General features: G+C 48.5%; 15 protein-coding genes. 5 read left to right on the forward strand and 10 right to left on the reverse strand.

Translation table 11 applies throughout. The features are described 5' to 3' along the window. Nucleotides 1–155 precede the first annotated feature (155 nt). The 7 genes from Pan54_RS13845 to Pan54_RS13875 all read right to left on the reverse strand — a co-directional run bounded on the left by Pan54_RS13845 (nt 156) and on the right by Pan54_RS13875 (nt 7,787). Nucleotides 156–1,748: an amidophosphoribosyltransferase gene (locus Pan54_RS13845; RefSeq protein WP_146504040.1), complete on the reverse strand. Its 1,593-nt coding sequence runs from the start codon at nt 1,746–1,748 to the stop codon at nt 156–158. Between the two features lie 487 nt (nt 1,749–2,235). Continuing rightward, nucleotides 2,236–3,219: a tryptophan--tRNA ligase gene (trpS, locus tag Pan54_RS13850; protein ID WP_146504041.1), complete on the reverse strand. Its 984-nt coding sequence runs from the start codon at nt 3,217–3,219 to the stop codon at nt 2,236–2,238. 169 nt (nt 3,220–3,388) lie between these two features. Further along, a complete protein-coding gene (locus tag Pan54_RS13855; protein WP_146504042.1) occupies nt 3,389–4,354 on the reverse strand; it encodes a dihydroorotate dehydrogenase in 966 nt (321 codons plus the stop codon). 265 nt (nt 4,355–4,619) lie between these two features. Further along, on the reverse strand, nt 4,620–4,838 hold the full coding sequence (locus Pan54_RS13860) for a hypothetical protein (RefSeq protein ID WP_146504043.1): 219 nt from the start codon (nt 4,836–4,838) through the stop codon (nt 4,620–4,622). A 341-nt stretch (nt 4,839–5,179) separates the two neighbouring features. Further along, nucleotides 5,180–5,647, reverse strand: a complete 468-nt coding sequence (locus Pan54_RS13865; RefSeq protein WP_146504044.1) for an HU family DNA-binding protein — start codon at nt 5,645–5,647, stop codon at nt 5,180–5,182. A 69-nt stretch (nt 5,648–5,716) separates the two neighbouring features. Then, entirely contained in the window at nt 5,717–6,202 is a 486-nt protein-coding gene (locus tag Pan54_RS13870; RefSeq protein WP_146504045.1) for a hypothetical protein, read from the reverse strand. 115 nt (nt 6,203–6,317) lie between these two features. Next, nucleotides 6,318–7,787 carry a serine/threonine protein kinase gene (locus tag Pan54_RS13875; protein ID WP_146504046.1) on the reverse strand — a complete coding sequence of 490 codons (1,470 nt, stop codon included), beginning with the start codon at nt 7,785–7,787 and terminating at the stop codon, nt 6,318–6,320. Nucleotides 7,788–8,258: 471 nt separating this feature from the next. On the opposite strand from Pan54_RS13875, the gene Pan54_RS13880 reads away from it, so the two are divergent. Beyond that, nucleotides 8,259–9,584: a radical SAM/SPASM domain-containing protein gene (locus Pan54_RS13880; RefSeq protein ID WP_146504047.1), complete on the forward strand. Its 1,326-nt coding sequence runs from the start codon at nt 8,259–8,261 to the stop codon at nt 9,582–9,584. A gap of 94 nt (nt 9,585–9,678) precedes the next feature. Here Pan54_RS13880 and Pan54_RS13885 read toward each other — a convergent pair whose 3' ends face one another. Further along, complete coding sequence (locus Pan54_RS13885) at nt 9,679–10,290, reverse strand: hypothetical protein (protein ID WP_146504048.1); 612 nt, start codon at nt 10,288–10,290, stop codon at nt 9,679–9,681. 89 nt (nt 10,291–10,379) lie between these two features. Continuing rightward, nucleotides 10,380–11,387: a DHH family phosphoesterase gene (locus tag Pan54_RS13890; protein WP_146504049.1), complete on the reverse strand. Its 1,008-nt coding sequence runs from the start codon at nt 11,385–11,387 to the stop codon at nt 10,380–10,382. Between the two features lie 270 nt (nt 11,388–11,657). Here Pan54_RS13890 and Pan54_RS13895 point away from each other — a divergent pair, with 270 nt between their 5' ends. The 3 genes from Pan54_RS13895 to Pan54_RS13905 all read left to right on the forward strand — a co-directional run bounded on the left by Pan54_RS13895 (nt 11,658) and on the right by Pan54_RS13905 (nt 13,378). Continuing rightward, nucleotides 11,658–12,293 carry a hypothetical protein gene (locus tag Pan54_RS13895; protein WP_146504050.1) on the forward strand — a complete coding sequence of 212 codons (636 nt, stop codon included), beginning with the start codon at nt 11,658–11,660 and terminating at the stop codon, nt 12,291–12,293. 189 nt (nt 12,294–12,482) lie between these two features. Continuing rightward, entirely contained in the window at nt 12,483–12,761 is a 279-nt protein-coding gene (locus Pan54_RS13900; protein WP_146504051.1) for a hypothetical protein, read from the forward strand. A gap of 35 nt (nt 12,762–12,796) precedes the next feature. Then, nucleotides 12,797–13,378: an ATP-dependent Clp protease proteolytic subunit gene (locus tag Pan54_RS13905; protein WP_242631325.1), complete on the forward strand. Its 582-nt coding sequence runs from the start codon at nt 12,797–12,799 to the stop codon at nt 13,376–13,378. 12 nt (nt 13,379–13,390) lie between these two features. Here Pan54_RS13905 and tsaB read toward each other — a convergent pair whose 3' ends face one another. Further along, complete coding sequence (gene tsaB, locus Pan54_RS13910) at nt 13,391–14,086, reverse strand: tRNA (adenosine(37)-N6)-threonylcarbamoyltransferase complex dimerization subunit type 1 TsaB (protein WP_146504052.1); 696 nt, start codon at nt 14,084–14,086, stop codon at nt 13,391–13,393. Nucleotides 14,087–14,336: 250 nt separating this feature from the next. On the opposite strand from tsaB, the gene Pan54_RS13915 reads away from it, so the two are divergent. Next, on the forward strand, nt 14,337–16,250 hold the full coding sequence (locus tag Pan54_RS13915) for a chloride channel protein (RefSeq protein ID WP_146504053.1): 1,914 nt from the start codon (nt 14,337–14,339) through the stop codon (nt 16,248–16,250). Nucleotides 16,251–16,312: the final 62 nt, after the last annotated feature.

A 16,312-nucleotide genomic window follows, 5' to 3' on the forward strand; every position in this document is an offset into this window, starting at 1 on the left:
TTACAATAAAAACATCGAAGCGCCCCCCTCATCCGGCCTTCGGCCACTTTCTCCCCAAGGAGAAGGAAAGGAAACCGCTCCCCAAGGAGAAGGAAAGAACACCGCTCCCCATGGAGAAGGACAGGTTGCTACAGTCAACTAAGCAATACATAGTTTTAAGACCGCGTCGACATCAAAGTCTGAACATCATAAGCCCGCTCGCTTTGTGCACGTTCAGGATCGTCTTTGTATTCAAGAGCCAGCTGATACAGTTCGCGACCTGCTTCGGTCGGATACTCGGAATTGACGCATGCACGACAGAGTGAGCTTTCCTCGATGCCAATGCTTTCGTGCAATGTGTCAATTGGAAGATATCGCAAGGAGTCGGCTCCCAGTTTTTTCGCCATCGCTGCTTCGATAGCCGGGGTCATTTCCGGGCCGTCCATGAATTTCGGTGCGAACAATTCGCCGATGTTGGACATATCGATGCCATAAAAGCAGGGAGAGATAATCGGCGGACAGGCAACGCGGACGTGAATTTCCTTGGCTCCACCACGAACTCGGATTTGATCGATCAGTCCTTTCATTGTCGTCGAGCGGACGATCGAATCTTCGACGAGAATCACTTTGCGATTGCGGAAGACTTCTGGGAGCGGAGTGAATTTCAGGCGGACTTTGTCGGCTCGATCTTTCGATTCAATAAATGTTCGCCCGACATAACGATTTCGCATCAAACCTTCCAGACACGGAATATTCAGTTCGTAGGCCATCGCAGAAGCAGCAGACTTGGCGGTATCCGGAACGGGAACGACAATAGTATCTTCGTCGATTTCCAGCCTTTCCTGCTTGGCCAGATGTACGCCGAGTTGTGTTCGTGAAAGATAGACGCTGCGTTCGTCGAGAGAGCTGGCGGCGTTGGCGAAGTAGATCCATTCGAAGAAACAATGTGCTTTTCGAGGACTTTCGGCAAATCGATGTTTTTCGATGCGACCATGCTGAACGAGAATCATTTCACCCGGTTCAAGAGTGCGTATGCTGGAATTGTCGAAACCGAGATTCCAGAGCGCGACACTTTCGCTGGCCGCGGCAAACATCGGGCCATCAATCGCATAACAGACTGGACGGATGCCAAGAGGATCGCGAGCAATAAACATATCGCCGCGAGCATTAAGGAAGACAATGTTATAAGCACCATCGAGTTTTTTACTCATGCGGCTCATGGTGCCGACGAGATCGCCTCGGCCATGAATTGAGAAATCCTGAGAGAGCAGATGCATAATGATTTCCGTATCGGTTTCACGAGCCAGATGGAAATCGTCCTGTTCTTCAATTTGCTCTCGAAGTTTCTGATAGTTGGCCAGTTGGCCGTTGAATCCAAAACTGAACCATTTGGATTTTTGCACATGAGAACGTTCAAACGGTTGTGCATAACTGCGGTCATCGGTGCCGCAGGTGGCGTAGCGAACGTGGCCAATGGCGGCTCGTCCGTTGTACTCTTTGATCAGTTGCTCGGCTTTTTCTTTGCGTCCCAGTCGGAAAACTTCATTCACTCCGCCAATATCTTTATGAGTGCGGATGAGCTGCTTTCGCTCGGTGTTGTAGCTCGTCATTCCGGCTGCGAGCTGACCTCGATTCTGAATATCGAGGAGCAGGCGAGGAATCAAAGCGGCTGTTTGATTCTGGTCGTTATTTGGGACAAGCGGGGAGACATCATCGTGAATGAGATGATAAACCGCAGCAATGCCACATTCGTGAAACAGTTCGGCCATGAATTTACGTTCCGAAAGAGTCAGCGATAATCAGGGGAGCCCATTTTAATGGGATTCGAGCAGCCGGAGGAATTCAAAACTCAGATTTTGATGTGCAATCGGCTACGGATCGTACTTTTATGCAGCAGCTGCAAAGAACTGATGGTATCTCTCGCATACAACTTTATCATACCCATGCGCCATTCTGTTTCCAGTTCCCTATCCCCATTCCCTCAGATTCTCAAAGAATTTCGTGTGAATTTTTCGGACTGGGAGATTCTTGGCGATCAGGAGTCCACCATGAGCAGGTCATGTTGTACTCGTTCCCAAGGTCCTCCTTGGGAACGAGTGAAATGATTTGATGTTGAGAATACAAGCACGAAGCGCAAGCGAGTGTGTCTAAACGGCATTAGTGGACACACTCGCTTGCGCTTCGTGCTTGTAATTTTATGTCTGCAACTCTGGGGCTTTGCTTCGCTACGCCCCCAGCCAACCTTTGTTCAAATATCTATTGACCAGTCGCAAACTGTTTCAGACCGCAGGCATCCCGGGCACGTTCCAGAACAGTACGGCCCTTCTCCCTGGCGGCTTTTGCTCCGGCTTTGAGGACATCTCGAACATAATCGGGATCCGCTTCGAGTTGCAGTCGTTTTTCACGAGCCTCGCCGAAGTACTCCAGAGCAGCATCCAACACCTGTTTTTTAGCTTCACCGTATCCCATTCCACCGGCTCGATAACGTTCTGCCAATTCCTGCTGATGTTGCTCATCCGCAAACAGACGATACAGAGCATAAACCGGGCAGGACTCGGGATCTTTGGGATCTTCGACGGCTTTGGAATCGGTTTTGATCGAATTGATCTTCTTTTTCAGCTTCTTTTCTGGCAAAAAGATTTCGATGGTATTGTTATAACTTTTCGACATTTTCTCGCCATCGGTGCCGGGAACTTTAGCGGTCTGATCGAGCACACTTGCGTTAGGCAATACGAACACTTCAGTTTCGTAGAGATGATTAAATCGCTGGGCCACATCCCGGGTCACTTCGATGTGCTGTACCTGATCGTTCCCAACCGGAACGACATCGCTGTCGTACAAAATAATGTCGGCAGCCATCAGAACAGGATATGTGAACAGACCGGCATCGGCTGCAATCCCCTTGGCCTTCTTATCTTTATAGGCATGGCATTTTTCGAGGAGGTGCATTTGAGTGACCGTCATCAGCAACCAAGTCAGCTCAGAAATTTCCGGCACATCAGACTGCACAAACAGGCTAGCCTGATCAGGATCTAAACCCAATGCCAACAAATCGACCGCTGCTTCCCAGACGTATTCCTGAAGGAGAGCTGGATCGCGAACTGTAGTCAGTGCATGTAGATTAGCAATGAAGTAGAAAGCTTGCTCGTTGTTTTGCAGAGCGATGTATTGCTGGATGGCACCAAAATAGTTGCCCCAGTGAAATCGGCCTGTCGGTTGAATGCCGGAAAGTACTCGCATCGGTAATTTCGCTGCTTTATTAGTAGTGATGATTGGGCGGCGGAGGCGCTCCGCTTTAGCGGAAGCCCCCGTGACGTATCAACTTTTCGGGGGCTTCTCTTCGAGAGCGCCCCCGCCACCCATGTAATATGTCAGACACGAGATACGTGCTAATGATTCAGTCGGAAAATTAATTTTTGGCAATATTGGTCGATTCCATCACAGGAGATCGCGGTTGCTGGTCGATGCGTAAGGTTCCGATGAAATCTTCGAGACGTTCTATACCTTGTTCCTGCATCACACTGCGTAGTTGTTGCGTTAATGTGCCACTGACAGAGGGATTGAAAAAAGTAGCCGTGCCGACCTGCACTGCTGAAGCCCCTGTGACCAGAAACTCCATCACATCATCGATGCTTGATATGCCTCCGACACCAATAATCGGAATATCAACGGCTCGCTTGACTTGATGAACGATCCGTAATGCAACAGGTTTGATAGCTGGTCCACTCAAACCGCCCATAATGTTTCCGAGAATCGGTTTTCGGGTTCGCCAGTTAATCGCCATTCCCTGGAGAGTATTGATCAGTGAAACCGCATCGGCTCCGCCTCGTTTGGCAGCATCGGCAATCGGGACGATATTCGTGATATTGGGCGTCAATTTGGCGATGATGGGATGATCGCACGCATTGCGGACAGCTCTCACAACTTCTTCCGTCGATTCGGGATTTGTACCGTAATCGACTCCACCACTTACATTCGGACAGGAGATATTCAGTTCGAGCCCCGCCAGCTTCTCGAAAGGTGCCAGTTTTGCGGCCATCGTCTGGTAATCTTCGACACTTCGACCGGCGATATTCGCAATGACAGCCGTATCGAGTTCCTGCAGGTAAGGGATATGCTTCTGGATGAAGACATCAAGTCCGTCGTTATCGAGCCCGATAGAATTGAGCATGCCCGATGCAGTTTCGATAGTGCGAGGCGGCGGATTTCCAATTCGGGCTTCCCGGGTGACTGTTTTGGGGATGATGCCGCCGAGCTCTTTGAAATCGACGAAGGGAGCCATTTCCCGTGCATATCCGAACGTGCCGGACGCGGTCAGGATTGGATTTCGGAGACGAAGTCGTCCCAAGGTCACATTCAGGGAAGTATCAGTCACGGATTCAATTACTGTCGGTCAGGTACTGCTGCAGAATCAAAAAAACGCTCAACGTGAATAAACACGCTGAGCGTTAATGATTCTCAAGTGATTTCACAGCCAAAGTGTATCGCCCGACTTGTACTGATACAAATGAAGTCGCGCCAGGCCCATATTGGCTGGAAATTATCTACTATCACTGAACAATGATCATGGCAAAACCCGAGCCATGACTGGCTCGGTTCGCCGGAGCATTATGAACCAGTGTTTGCACATGCATAATGCTCTAGATCACGCCGCCGTGAGTTCGGTACGGTGTCGCCAGATCGGGCATATCCAAACCCCAGATGCGTTCCCAGATATTGGGAACGTGCCGGAAGGATTCAGATTGATAGATCAATTGGCGTGCTCGGCGGTCGCGTTCTGCCGACCAGATCGGTACAAAACAGCCGACCTGAGTCCCGGCAATCGCAACCAGTATGAGGATGCAAATGAATCTCCGCATTGTCGCCTCCATGCAACACACAAACGATGTCATCTCGTTTGCACACAGTCAGTCTGAATCTGGGGGGCGTTTCACAATTCCAACAGAGAATTGCTGATGACGTATAATTTACCCCTCGACAGAGGATGTCTCTCTGGTGTTGATATCGTCTTTACGGAAACTCATAGTGAATCGAATCAGGTAAAATATGCCGATTTTTCCGATTTTGCCATGTTGATGGAGACAGAGCGTGACTGCATGTCCACTCTTTGACACACGACTGACCAAAAAGCAATTATCCAACAAAAAAAGCACAGACAGGAATGTCTGTGCCACTTGCATCTGCATTAAGTAGATTCAGCCTACTGATTATAAGGCGAAGAAACCGGTGGAGATTCGATTTCTGCAATCTCTTCAGCCGGTGAACTTTCTGGTGGCACATCGGAAAGTGGTGCAGTTGGAGTCGATTCAATGGGAGTCGAAGGACTGATTTCTGCTGATGCAGAAACGTTTTCGCTTTCAGCGGCCTGGCGTTCTTTATCGAGCATCAGCTGGCTGACGCGTTCTTCCATCTCTTTGCCCGGCTTGAAGGTCACGACGTACTTCTCTTCGACATCGACCCGTTCATTCGTGCGGGGATTACGAGCTTTCCGGGCGGCACGTTTTTTCACTTCAAAAACGCCGAAGTTACGCAGTTCGATGCGATGCTTGGGATCTTCCACCAGCGTATCGATGATCGACTCGAACGTCTTCTGCACGATCGCTTTCGTTTGCAATTGCGTCAGGCCGAGTTCTTCAGAAATCGCCTTCACAATCTCTTTTTTAGTCACGGCTGAAAATCCCTTATCCTGGCTCGACTGCAAACAACCCCTCCCACACCGGGAGCGATCTAAGTGTATTCACAGTGAGGATTTACTGTCAACCCGCTCATTGGGCTCATTGGATAGGAATTCACGATTCGACTGGTCAAAAAAATGAGATAACTCATTATACTCCCATGGCTTATGATACTTTTCATGTAATTTTTTTAGTTGCAGAATCGCTGCTTCGGTTATTTCACAGCATTTTTCGTCATAAGCTGGGTCGCAAAAGAAGATTCGGCACCCCGTCGGACGATTTTCCCGAGCCGTACATAAGCCTTTGTGTTGATATGGGCAGGCCTGGTTGACCGCTTCGCGAGCCGTTTTTTCAGGGGTATTGTGTTCAGTAGGCAGTTCCTTACGGAACAGAATGTCCGCTTCGATTCTGGTTAGAAAGAGTTTGTGACCATAGTCTTTGAACCGACAACATCGTCCACTGATATCACAACGTGGACTGGCAGCAGCGACCTGGGCATCGACCCAGTCGTAGACAGCGAGAACTTCTTGTTCGAAGGTGTCAGGCATTAGGCATTAGGCGTTAGATTTGAGGTTTGTTACAACTCTAAGGAAATCAGGTGAGCTGGCGCAGTCATGCGACGGGTGGGTACGAGTCATTACTGACTCGACTCGCCCAAAGAAATTATTTCGGGACTTCTTTAGGAATAATCCCCGCCTGCTGACCGACAATTGTTAATTCTTTTCGCATATCCCTTAAGGCCATTGGCTGTGGACGAAGATGAATAATGGTTTCGCGACCTGCTGGTATTTTGTGATCGGCATCCACATCCGCAACCATCATCAAGGTCGGAATGCGTTTGATCGAGACAGCAGCAATCAAATCTTCGTAGACATCCTGTAGATTTTCTCCATTCCGAAGGGTCGTCATACACAGAACGATGTGAGGCGGATCAGTATTTATCCGCCTGACTGCTCGTTCGACATCAGAAATAACGAGCACCCGAAAACCATGCCGATTGAAATAATCTCGCAGGACATCCTGCTCACGAGGGCGGCGTTCGATGCACATCAGAATCACTTCCTCAGGCAGTTCCAATTCTCCCGATTCCTCATCTTTCTGCTGAGCCGCCGCAGTCATATCGAGCTTAGCTTTTGCTTCCATCAAATCGGTTAGTAATTCGGTCGGGGACTGATAACGTTCATCAGGATTGATGTGAAGTAGACGATCAATAATAAATGAAACCTGCCTCGGGCAGCCGGGCATTGCATCGCTCAGTGCACGAATATTTCGATAGCGGGTAATCTGTTTGCGTTCTTCTCGACTGCGAGTTCGAGGATAAGGCGGTTCTCCCAGTAACATTTCATAAAGGATGGTTCCCAGAAAGAACAAATCGCTACGGGGATCGTTACGGGGGGCTCCGGTTTTCTTTTCCAGTGTCGAATATTCGAGAGCATGCTGGACGCCTCCATCACCAACTTTTTCAAGCAATTCGTCATCGGTTGCCAAACCGAAATCGATCAATTTGGCCGACCCATCGACGCTGAAAACGACATTGGTCATTTTCAAATCGCGATGCGTAAACCCGAGCTTGAGGGCATACTCGAGACCTCGAGCCATATCAATCGCATATTTCACGGTTTCTGCAGGTTCAATCTGTTTGCGGATCTGTACGAAATCCTTGAGATTGCCTCCCTGAACAAAATCCATGATGAAAAAGTGATAGCCGTTCTCAGAACCAACACTGTGAATCGGCACGATATTCGGATGCTTCAGTTTCATCCCGAGTTCAGCTTCGCGCCGAAACAAATCGACTGTTTCGGGATCATTAACCCATCGATGCCGAAGCAATTTGACGGCTACGACTTTTCCAGTCTCAATTTCTTCTGCTCGAAACACCCGTGCAAAACTTCCTGCGGCATTGGGATAGAGCAACTTACAGCCACCCAGAATGAGCACATCGGTATCGAGTCGTTTGATACTTTCAACCTGAAATGGCGTGAGTACGGACGTTTCAAGCATCACATCGAGCAGGTCGGAGCCGGTCTTATTCTTGCCACCCAGTTTACGCAGGCTGGCATTCGCCTGATCTTTAGTGATCAGCCGCATGACAACAAGTTCTTTGGCCAGTCCCTTCGATGAGCTGAAATCCATCAGTCCGTATCTATTCTCTCATCAGCCTCTTAATGTCTGCGGAAGAGGTCCCCGCACTGCAGACTCATCAGAGGATTGTGCATCTGTCACAGGAAAGTATAACAATTATAAAAAATTCATCGTAGCCATGCTATAAGCCTGAGGAAAGAGATGACTGCACAAACTTATCCAAGAACGTCTAACAAATCGTAATTAAGTCAAATTCACTTTGGGGTGGCGGGGGCGCTCCGCTTTAGCGGAAGCCCCCGAACATTGTTCTGCTATTCGGGGGCTTCTCTTCGAGAGCGCCCCCGCCACCCTCGTTTTTCATAAAGTTCGCAAGGAATTCAATTATGGATGTGCTTTTGAAGTCCAAAATCTGGCGAGTCCAACCCTAAAATCCAATTTCGGTCGAGATCGACACTGGTTTATGGTTATGATGATATTATTCATTCAAACATTAAGTGAATTACTTCACGACAGGAATAAGATATGTACCTTCGGTTGGCCAAGCGAATTCTCATGGAAAGTGATAAACGCTTGCTGTGGAAATTGTTCTACAACATGGGGCTGAAAGGGAGCCGCTCGGTTCAGTTGCATAAAAGACGGATGAAAAAAGGCGAGTACTTCCCCCCATTTCTGTACGTATCCATCATCAACAGCTGCAATTTGCGGTGTCAGGGATGCTGGGTCGATGTCGCTCACAAACAACAGCGAATTGAGCCGGAAGCCTTTCATCGGCTTGTGAATGAATCCAAAGCCGAGGGGAATGTCTTTTTCGGCATCGTTGGTGGTGAACCGTTCATGCACAGCGGCTTGCTCGATATGCTCGCCGAACACCCCGATTGTTATTTCCAGGTCTTTACGAATGGTCATTTCATAACCGATGAAGTTGCCAAACGACTGCGTAAACTGGGAAATGTCACGCCGCTGATCAGTGTTGAAGGCAACGAAATCGTCAGCGATGAACGTCGCGGGCGGGCGGGTGTTTATGACAAAACGATCGATGGTATTCAGAATTGCCTGAACAATAAAATCTTCACTGGAGTTTGCACCAGTCTTTGCCAGACGAATATTGACGATCTGCTGCAGGAATCGTGGGTCGATCGCCTGATCGAGATGGGCGTGATGTACACCTGGTTTCACGTTTATCGTCCGATGGGCCCGAATTCGTCTCCCGATTTATGTCTGACTCCCGAACAGCAACTCCGCGCTCGCAAGTTCGTTGTCGAGATGCGTGCCAAAAAGCCAATCATCATTGTCGATGCCTACTTCGATGGCGAAGGGGGCGCGCTCTGCCCGGCTGCGACGGGAATCACGCATCACATCAATCCATGGGGCGATGTCGAACCCTGCCCGATCATTCAATTCAGTACCGATTCGATCCACGAAGAAGGCCGAACGATCAAAGAAAAAATCAACGGCTCGGCTTTCCTGCGAGAATTCCGCGAACTGGCAGCCGACACCACCCGAGGCTGCATTGTGCTTGAACGTCCCGACCTGCTGGCAAATCTTGTCGAAAAGCACGGCGCCAAAGATGTGACTGCCCGCAAGACGGCTCTCCCGGAACTGAAGGCGATGACCGTTCGCACCTCTCAATACAATCCCGGCAGTGAAGTTCCGGAAAAGAGCTGGGCTTATCGCATTGCAAAACGCTTCTTCTTCAACGATTTCAATGTCTATAAGGGGAAGGATCACTCCAAGGCTTCTGCTCCGGCCATGATTCAACGTGGTGAAACAATTGCCGCGAATGGATCATCGAGCGGCCAGACATCAACTCTGGTGGAGTTGGAAACTGGTAGTTTGAACTCTCAGTGATGACTGAATTTACAAGCACGAAGCGCAAGCGAGTGTGTCGGATTTTCTTGTCCCCAAGGTCCCCCTTGGGGACAAGAAAATATTCAGAGAAAATCTATTTAGAGAGTTCCTGAATCTTCGGATCATCCGGAAACACACTCTGCACTAAGCGAATCAAGCGTTTTTCTGTGCAATCAAAATCTCCCCATCCAATCAGTTCTCCATCTTCAAACACACCAAGGTGAGCGCACAAAAAGCAGATCAGTACATCAATGCTCTTCACTTTGCCAGTAAATTTTATTCTTACTCCCGGCATTGGCCTGCATCCCTTGGCGCCAAGAATCACATTGAAAGACTTTTTTGAAGTCATAAAATTGATAAATTCAGAAGCAATCTCAGGATTTAATCCAACTGGGCCTTCAATGATGGGATAATCCTCTACAGTGGCTTGGCCCCAACTTTGCCACTGGGAAGAGGGATCAATAGTAAATGCTTCGACAGTTGCAGCATTTGAAACGATTTTGTAATTCTCCTCATTTTTGTAGACCTCTTTTTTAAACTTTTCTTCAGATAAATAAACCTCACCAAATGGATTCTGTTCAGTCAAGGAGGAATTATTTGAATCGCAACCCAAAACCACTACGAATGCCAATAAAATTAACACTCCAAATGGATAGCAATCAGATACGTATTGTTTAAATCGATCAACCCTAGTGGACTGTGCCATTTTTATTTAACCCTGAGTTGAACAATAAACTCACAACTTATTGACAGTGATGGCGTCGACTCACTCGCTTGCGATTCGTGCTTGTATTTTTATTCCGACGCAACTGCTGGTGTCCCGAGTTGAATCTGGAAGAGTTCGATCAACTTTTCGATGACGGTTTCCATCGATCCCGTAATCATCGCGCCGGAGGCGAGTCGATGACCGCCGCCGCCGAATTGTTCGGCGACTAAGGTGACATCGACCCCTTCCCGGCTGCGGAGGCTGGCTTTGATCTGGCGGTTTTGTTGTTGAACGAGAATGAAGGCGGCTCGTGTTCCTTTAATTTTCATGCACTCGTTGACGAGGCTTTCGGTGTCGGCTGGATGTGCTTTCGTTTCGGCAAAATCAGCTTGAGTCACGTAGGTATAAACGAGCTGACCTTCACAGGCGAGTTGCACCCGCTGTAATGCAATGCCTGAAAGCTTGAGTCGTTCGAGCGAGGCCTGCTCGTACAACTTAGTGTAAAGCTCCGATGGACTGGCACCGGCTTTCATGAGATCCGAAATGATTTGCATCGTCTCGGCTGTGGTCGCCGGAAAGCGGAACCAGCCGGTATCGGTGGCGATGGCTGAATACAAAGCGTTGGCTTCTTGAGGAGTCGGTTGATACCCGCAATCAACCATCAAATCATAAATCAAACAGCCGGCAGCCGGTGAAGTCACATCTTTGAATTCGTGAGCACTCAAATCATCGGAACTGGCGTGATGATCGATCACGACCTTGATGGAGTCCGACTTCTGCATCTTTTTGCCGACATCGCCAATTTGAATCCATGCGCTGGTATCGACAATGATATGGACATCGCATTTCTGCAGAGATTCCGACAAGGCTGACGAATCGTTGAGGCAATGGACTTTGTTCTCGGGATCGAGAAAATAAAGATGTTTCGGAGTTGAACTCGGATTGATAATCTCGACGGTTTTCCCCATCGATTCCAGCAATCCTGTCAATGCAAGTTCAGAGCCCAAGGCATCAGCATCGGGCCGGACGTGGCTGGTAATCACAAAATGCTGGTTGTTGTCAATAATTGTACGCAATCCGGACCAGTCGATACTCATAGTTCTGCTTTCAACTCCAAAGCTGGCCTGTGCGATAATTAATAGTGTTTTCGTGTCCACTCCTAATTGTGCTGATGACACTCGTCATCGATTAGTCTACAATTTTTTGATGTGAATCTGTATCTCACAGCACCGGAAACTTCATAACTCAAGCATCATTTGTGTTAATAATTCGGGTTGATGATCTTGGACATGCACTTATAGGAGTGCATTGAACTGGTATCGACGCTCAATTCTAAGCCTTGAAAAGGCACTATGGAGAGAAACGTGATGGATGATTCCACACAGCGGACTTCTCGATCAATTTCGGGGAAAAGCAAACTGCTCGGTTTAATTGTTGTTCTGGGAGTGGTCACTGCCTGGGCGATCTGGATGCCTGCCTATCCGGAAAAACGATCTCTCCCTACAGAAATCAGCTCTAGTTCCCCAACTGAGACAAGCAGTTCTGCAAACTCTGGAGTCAAAGAGCCTGAAAAAGAACTGGAATTGCCTCAGGAACCAGTCACTCCCGATCAACTGACTAAAGAGCAGATTGACGCCATTGTCTTGGGAACCTGGCATTCACAGTACTACGGCGAGCGACATCTGATTGTCCGCGAGGACAGAACAGCTACCATTTATTATCAGGCCAACATGATGGCCCGCATGTTTGTCGGCTCGCACCTGAGAATCGAATACAGCTGGAGATACGACCCTGAAAAACAGCAGGTCATCTTCACGATTACTGGAGGCGGACCTGAGTCCGGGCTCGAATATGTCAAAAAAACCTGGGGAGACGATCTGCGACAAACTGTCGAAAGCATCTGTGTATCAGATATGTATCTCGCAGACCTGGATGGAAAAACGAAGCATCACTGGTCGCGATTGACGGAAGTCCCGGAAAAAGTAATGGCTGTTTTTGAATGAAAAACTTGCAGTAAAGCGAAAATCAATCTCAGTGAGTTACTGCTAAATGTTGATTTCAGAAAATGATATAACCTGTATGACTTTTACATGGGACACGGAAACGGCTGTCGACATGTTCTTCGCTGTGAAATTCTTGGCTTTGAGAGACAACTTGATTGTGACAATCTGTTCAAGTCAAAACAGGACGCGATGCTGCAAATTAATGACATCGCATTTGAAAAATTTCGAACAGGACAGTTTAGATTTCAACCAACACATAGGCAGGAAATTGCTCAAAGCCTTATTCAACTCTCTAATCTCCAGTTGATTGAAGCGATGTACGAGGACAATCTCTTTGAATCCGAAATTGTAAAAAGAGAATTGATTCATCGTAAAATCATGGATGATGATATTTATAAAATCGGATTTTATGGCAATGACATCGCTAAAACACAAGCAATTGATCTTATGAAATACAAAGTTCTTTAGCCTGACCTACCACTTATCAATTAGAACTCACCTTGATGACCTCCCCTCGAAATTCAGAATCTTCCAAACGCAGTAAATCCTCCTCTCCTGCTCCCATGCGAGGCGGAAAAGTTGATGAGTCCAATCGAAACTGGGAATTACTGATCGCCGGTGACTTCAACGATCGGCACGTCGAGCTACTGGAAACGCTGGTCGAAGTACCGAAAAACAGTTCGGGAACACTGTATTTCGACTCCAACGGCGGGAGTGTTTACACGGCCATGTCTCTCGTCACGCTGATGCAGGTTCGTGGACTTAAAGCGACTGGCATTGTGTTGGGAGAATGTTCCTCGGCTGCTCTTTTACCCTTCGCCGCTTGTCGCAAACGGTTTGTCACACCACATTCAACACACCTGTTCCATCCGATGAAATGGGAGAGCGAAGAAAACGTACGGCTGGAAGAAGCAGCCGAGTGGACGCGTCACTTTCAGCAGTTGCAGGAAGTGATCGAAAATATGCTGGTAACATTGTTTCCGATTGAACGCTCAAAACTGGATGCCTGGACCCAGCCGGGAAGGTTTGTCACGGGTAGCGAACTTGTGGAAACGGGATTGGCAGAGTTTGTCGAGGCACAATAGATACAATTGCTATTACTTTGCCTGTGCTTTTTCCTCGGCTGCACTGCGTCGAATGTATAACGGCTGAAGCTGAAAAGGATCGTCGCTGCCTTCTTCAAGAAAACGCAGGCGTCCACAACGAGCAACAGTGGCTGCATCGGGAGACCAGTCATCTTCAGGGGCCAGTTTCCAATCTGCAGGCCAGGTCTGATTGGGAAGTTGGCGAGTCAGTCTGGGAATTCCCAGACCTGCATAGATGACACCGGAATGATCGTGGTTTTTCCAGACATCTAGCTCTTCGGCTATGAGAGGACCAGAAGGAATCCAGACATCATCCTGAACTTCAAACCGTTGCCAGGCAACCTGACCTTTTCGCAGGTCTTCAATGACTTCGACCCGTTCGCAAGAGATAGTCAGACCTTGTGCGGTTGCTGCAAAAGTTGAAACCGCTTTGAGAGGGCACCCCGTCACATAAGCAAACGTCTTCGCGAACGTAATGCCAACACGCAATCCAGTAAAACTTCCAGGCCCGTGTGTGATTGCCAGCAATTCGATCTCAGACCAGGAAACCTCGTTATCCTGGCAAAGCGATTGCACAGTCGAAAACAGTTTCTGAGTCGGTTGTCCGAAATCGGACTGGAGCGGCGAAATCGCAATCAATTTCTCATCGCGCACTAAAGCAACAGAACTCTTTTTGCCCGTACATTCCAGCCCAAGAATCAGCATCATGTTCCTTTATTGAGTTGCAGTTCGAATGCTAAGAGGACTTTTTTCAGAAAAATGGAACCGCGGATGAACGCAGATATTTCGCATCAGTGTTTATCTGTGTCCATCGGTGGTTCAAATTCGTTTCTGTTGATCTTACTTCGCGATTACATAACAGATCAAATCGCGGCTACTTGAAGGGATCTGCCTTGAATGATATTGTTCGGAAGCTTTTCCAGAAACCCATAACACCTACCGACCGTCAGAAACTGAGATGCGTCTCCCTTTGAGTTGGCTCCGCAAGCTATTAGAGCGTATGGAATCCCGAGATTTCCAGCTCTCCAGCAAATGGTTTCTGCTCTCGATGATTTTAGGTGTTGTGGTTGGGCTAGTCACGGTTGTCTTTGACCATCTTTCTCTGTTCGTTGAAACCATCGTTCTACGGGGACTAGTCGGGTTTAATCCGGGCGAAGCCGAGGGAGAATTTGACCCGTTTGCGAGCCTGCTGGATTTATCACGAGGCCCAGAGCCCTGGATTTTGTTACTGGTGGTGACCCTTGGGGGATTACTCTCTGGCTATCTGTTGCAGAGATTTGCCACAGATGCGTCAGGCTCAGGAACCGGGGCGACAATCCATGCATTTCACTTTCGTCAAGGTTATTTGCGGTGGCAAATTGTCTGGGTGAAAATCCTCACCACTTCTATCACCGTAGGAACGGGTGGCTCGGGTGGTCGTGAAGGTCCGATTGCTCAAATCGGGGCGGCTTTGGGAGCCTGGCTGGGCCAACGTCTCCATTTGACGAGACGCGATCGTCGGATCTTACTGGCTGCCGGTATGGGAGCTGGTGTTGGTGCGATCTTTCGGGCACCGCTGGCCGGTGCGTTATTTGCTGCAGAAATTTTATATAAAGATGCCGACTTCGAAGCTGAAGTGATTGTACCAGCGGCAATGTCGTCCATCATTGCTTATGGCGTTTATTCCATGTTTCTCCCGCAAGAAATTCGATATATGCCGTTGTTCGGGCAGGAACTGCGATTCAATTTTCTATCGCCATTCGAACTGATACCGTACACAATCATGGCGATTGTGATCGTTTTTGTTGGCATTCTGTTTACCAAAACCTATCACAACACTCACAACCTGTTCGAGAAAATCAAGCTCCCATTGTTTGCACGCGTCGGGTTGGGCGCGTTTTCTTCGGGAGTGATCACGCTATTATTTTTCTTTTCTATTCCGGGACAGGATTCCGTAATGGGCATCGCTGGTCGCGGATATGGAACTCTCCAGAATGCATTGACCGGAGCTCAGCCTCTGGCCATCGGGGTACTGGCAGCCATTGTGCTTGGAAAAATTGTGGCGACCTCGTTTACTGTTGGCTCGGGGGGATCAGGAGGAGTCTTCGGTCCTTCCATGGTCATTGGAGGCTGCACAGGAGTTGCAGTTGCTCAGTTTCTTCAGCCTCTGTTCCCGGAAGGATTGATTCATCAACCTCAGGCCTATGGCGTTGTCGGGATGGCAGGATTTATCGCGGGATGTATTAACGCCCCGATTTCAACGATCATTATGGTTTCGGAATTGACGGGTGAATATAAACTGCTCATTCCGACGATGTGGGTTTCGACGCTCTGCTTTCTGATGATGAGAAAGCACAATTTGTACTTACAGCAGGTCCACTCCCGGCTCGAATCTCCTGCACATCGAGGTGATTTTATTGTCGATGTGCTGGAAGGAATTCGAGTGGAAGAAGTTTATCGCAAGAATCGCCCGTTGCGAATGATCCCCGAATCGATGCCGCTCGAACAGATTGTCCACATCGTCGCCGATACCCATCAGCATTATTATCCTGTTGTTGATGAAAAAGGTCGGTTGGTCGGAATTTTCTCTTCCGATGATGTGCGAGCCTATCTGTATAACGAGCATATCTGGAGTCTTGCCAACGCTGGCGACGTAATGACGGTCAATCCGATTACGATCACTGCTGACGACAACCTCAATACGGCTCTCATGCATTTCACAATGAAGAATCTGGATGAACTCCCCGTTGTCTCCTCGACGGACCGTGGAATTATCATTGGCATGCTTCGACGCAAAGAAACGATCGCCTGCTACAACCGGCGGCTCGTCGAATTGAAACACTCCTACGATGATGAGGATTCGGTCCTGGTGACACCGAAAAACAAGCCTTAAATTCCAGCCGTGTGATTCAGAACCGACCCTGGAAATGCTATAGTGCTGTAAATCCAATCCCA

Source organism: Rubinisphaera italica (assembly GCF_007859715.1).
In the GTDB taxonomy this organism is placed as follows: Bacteria; Planctomycetota; Planctomycetia; order Planctomycetales; family Planctomycetaceae; genus Rubinisphaera; species Rubinisphaera italica.

Coding starts and splice junctions, on each gene's coding strand:
- Pan54_RS13890 (WP_146504049.1), bottom strand. CDS start 11,387: ATGAGTATCGACTGGTCCGGATTGCGTACAATTATTGACAACAACCAG.
- Pan54_RS13860 (WP_146504043.1), bottom strand. CDS start 4,838: ATGCGGAGATTCATTTGCATCCTCATACTGGTTGCGATTGCCGGGACT.
- Pan54_RS13880 (WP_146504047.1), top strand. CDS start 8,259: ATGTACCTTCGGTTGGCCAAGCGAATTCTCATGGAAAGTGATAAACGC.
- tsaB (WP_146504052.1), bottom strand. CDS start 14,086: ATGATGCTGATTCTTGGGCTGGAATGTACGGGCAAAAAGAGTTCTGTT.
- Pan54_RS13905 (WP_242631325.1), top strand. CDS start 12,797: ATGACCTCCCCTCGAAATTCAGAATCTTCCAAACGCAGTAAATCCTCC.
- trpS (WP_146504041.1), bottom strand. CDS start 3,219: ATGCGAGTACTTTCCGGCATTCAACCGACAGGCCGATTTCACTGGGGC.
- Pan54_RS13895 (WP_146504050.1), top strand. CDS start 11,658: ATGGATGATTCCACACAGCGGACTTCTCGATCAATTTCGGGGAAAAGC.
- Pan54_RS13870 (WP_146504045.1), bottom strand. CDS start 6,202: ATGCCTGACACCTTCGAACAAGAAGTTCTCGCTGTCTACGACTGGGTC.
- Pan54_RS13875 (WP_146504046.1), bottom strand. CDS start 7,787: ATGGATTTCAGCTCATCGAAGGGACTGGCCAAAGAACTTGTTGTCATG.
- Pan54_RS13915 (WP_146504053.1), top strand. CDS start 14,337: ATGCGTCTCCCTTTGAGTTGGCTCCGCAAGCTATTAGAGCGTATGGAA.
- Pan54_RS13885 (WP_146504048.1), bottom strand. CDS start 10,290: ATGGCACAGTCCACTAGGGTTGATCGATTTAAACAATACGTATCTGAT.
- Pan54_RS13845 (WP_146504040.1), bottom strand. CDS start 1,748: ATGGCCGAACTGTTTCACGAATGTGGCATTGCTGCGGTTTATCATCTC.
- Pan54_RS13900 (WP_146504051.1), top strand. CDS start 12,483: ATGCTGCAAATTAATGACATCGCATTTGAAAAATTTCGAACAGGACAG.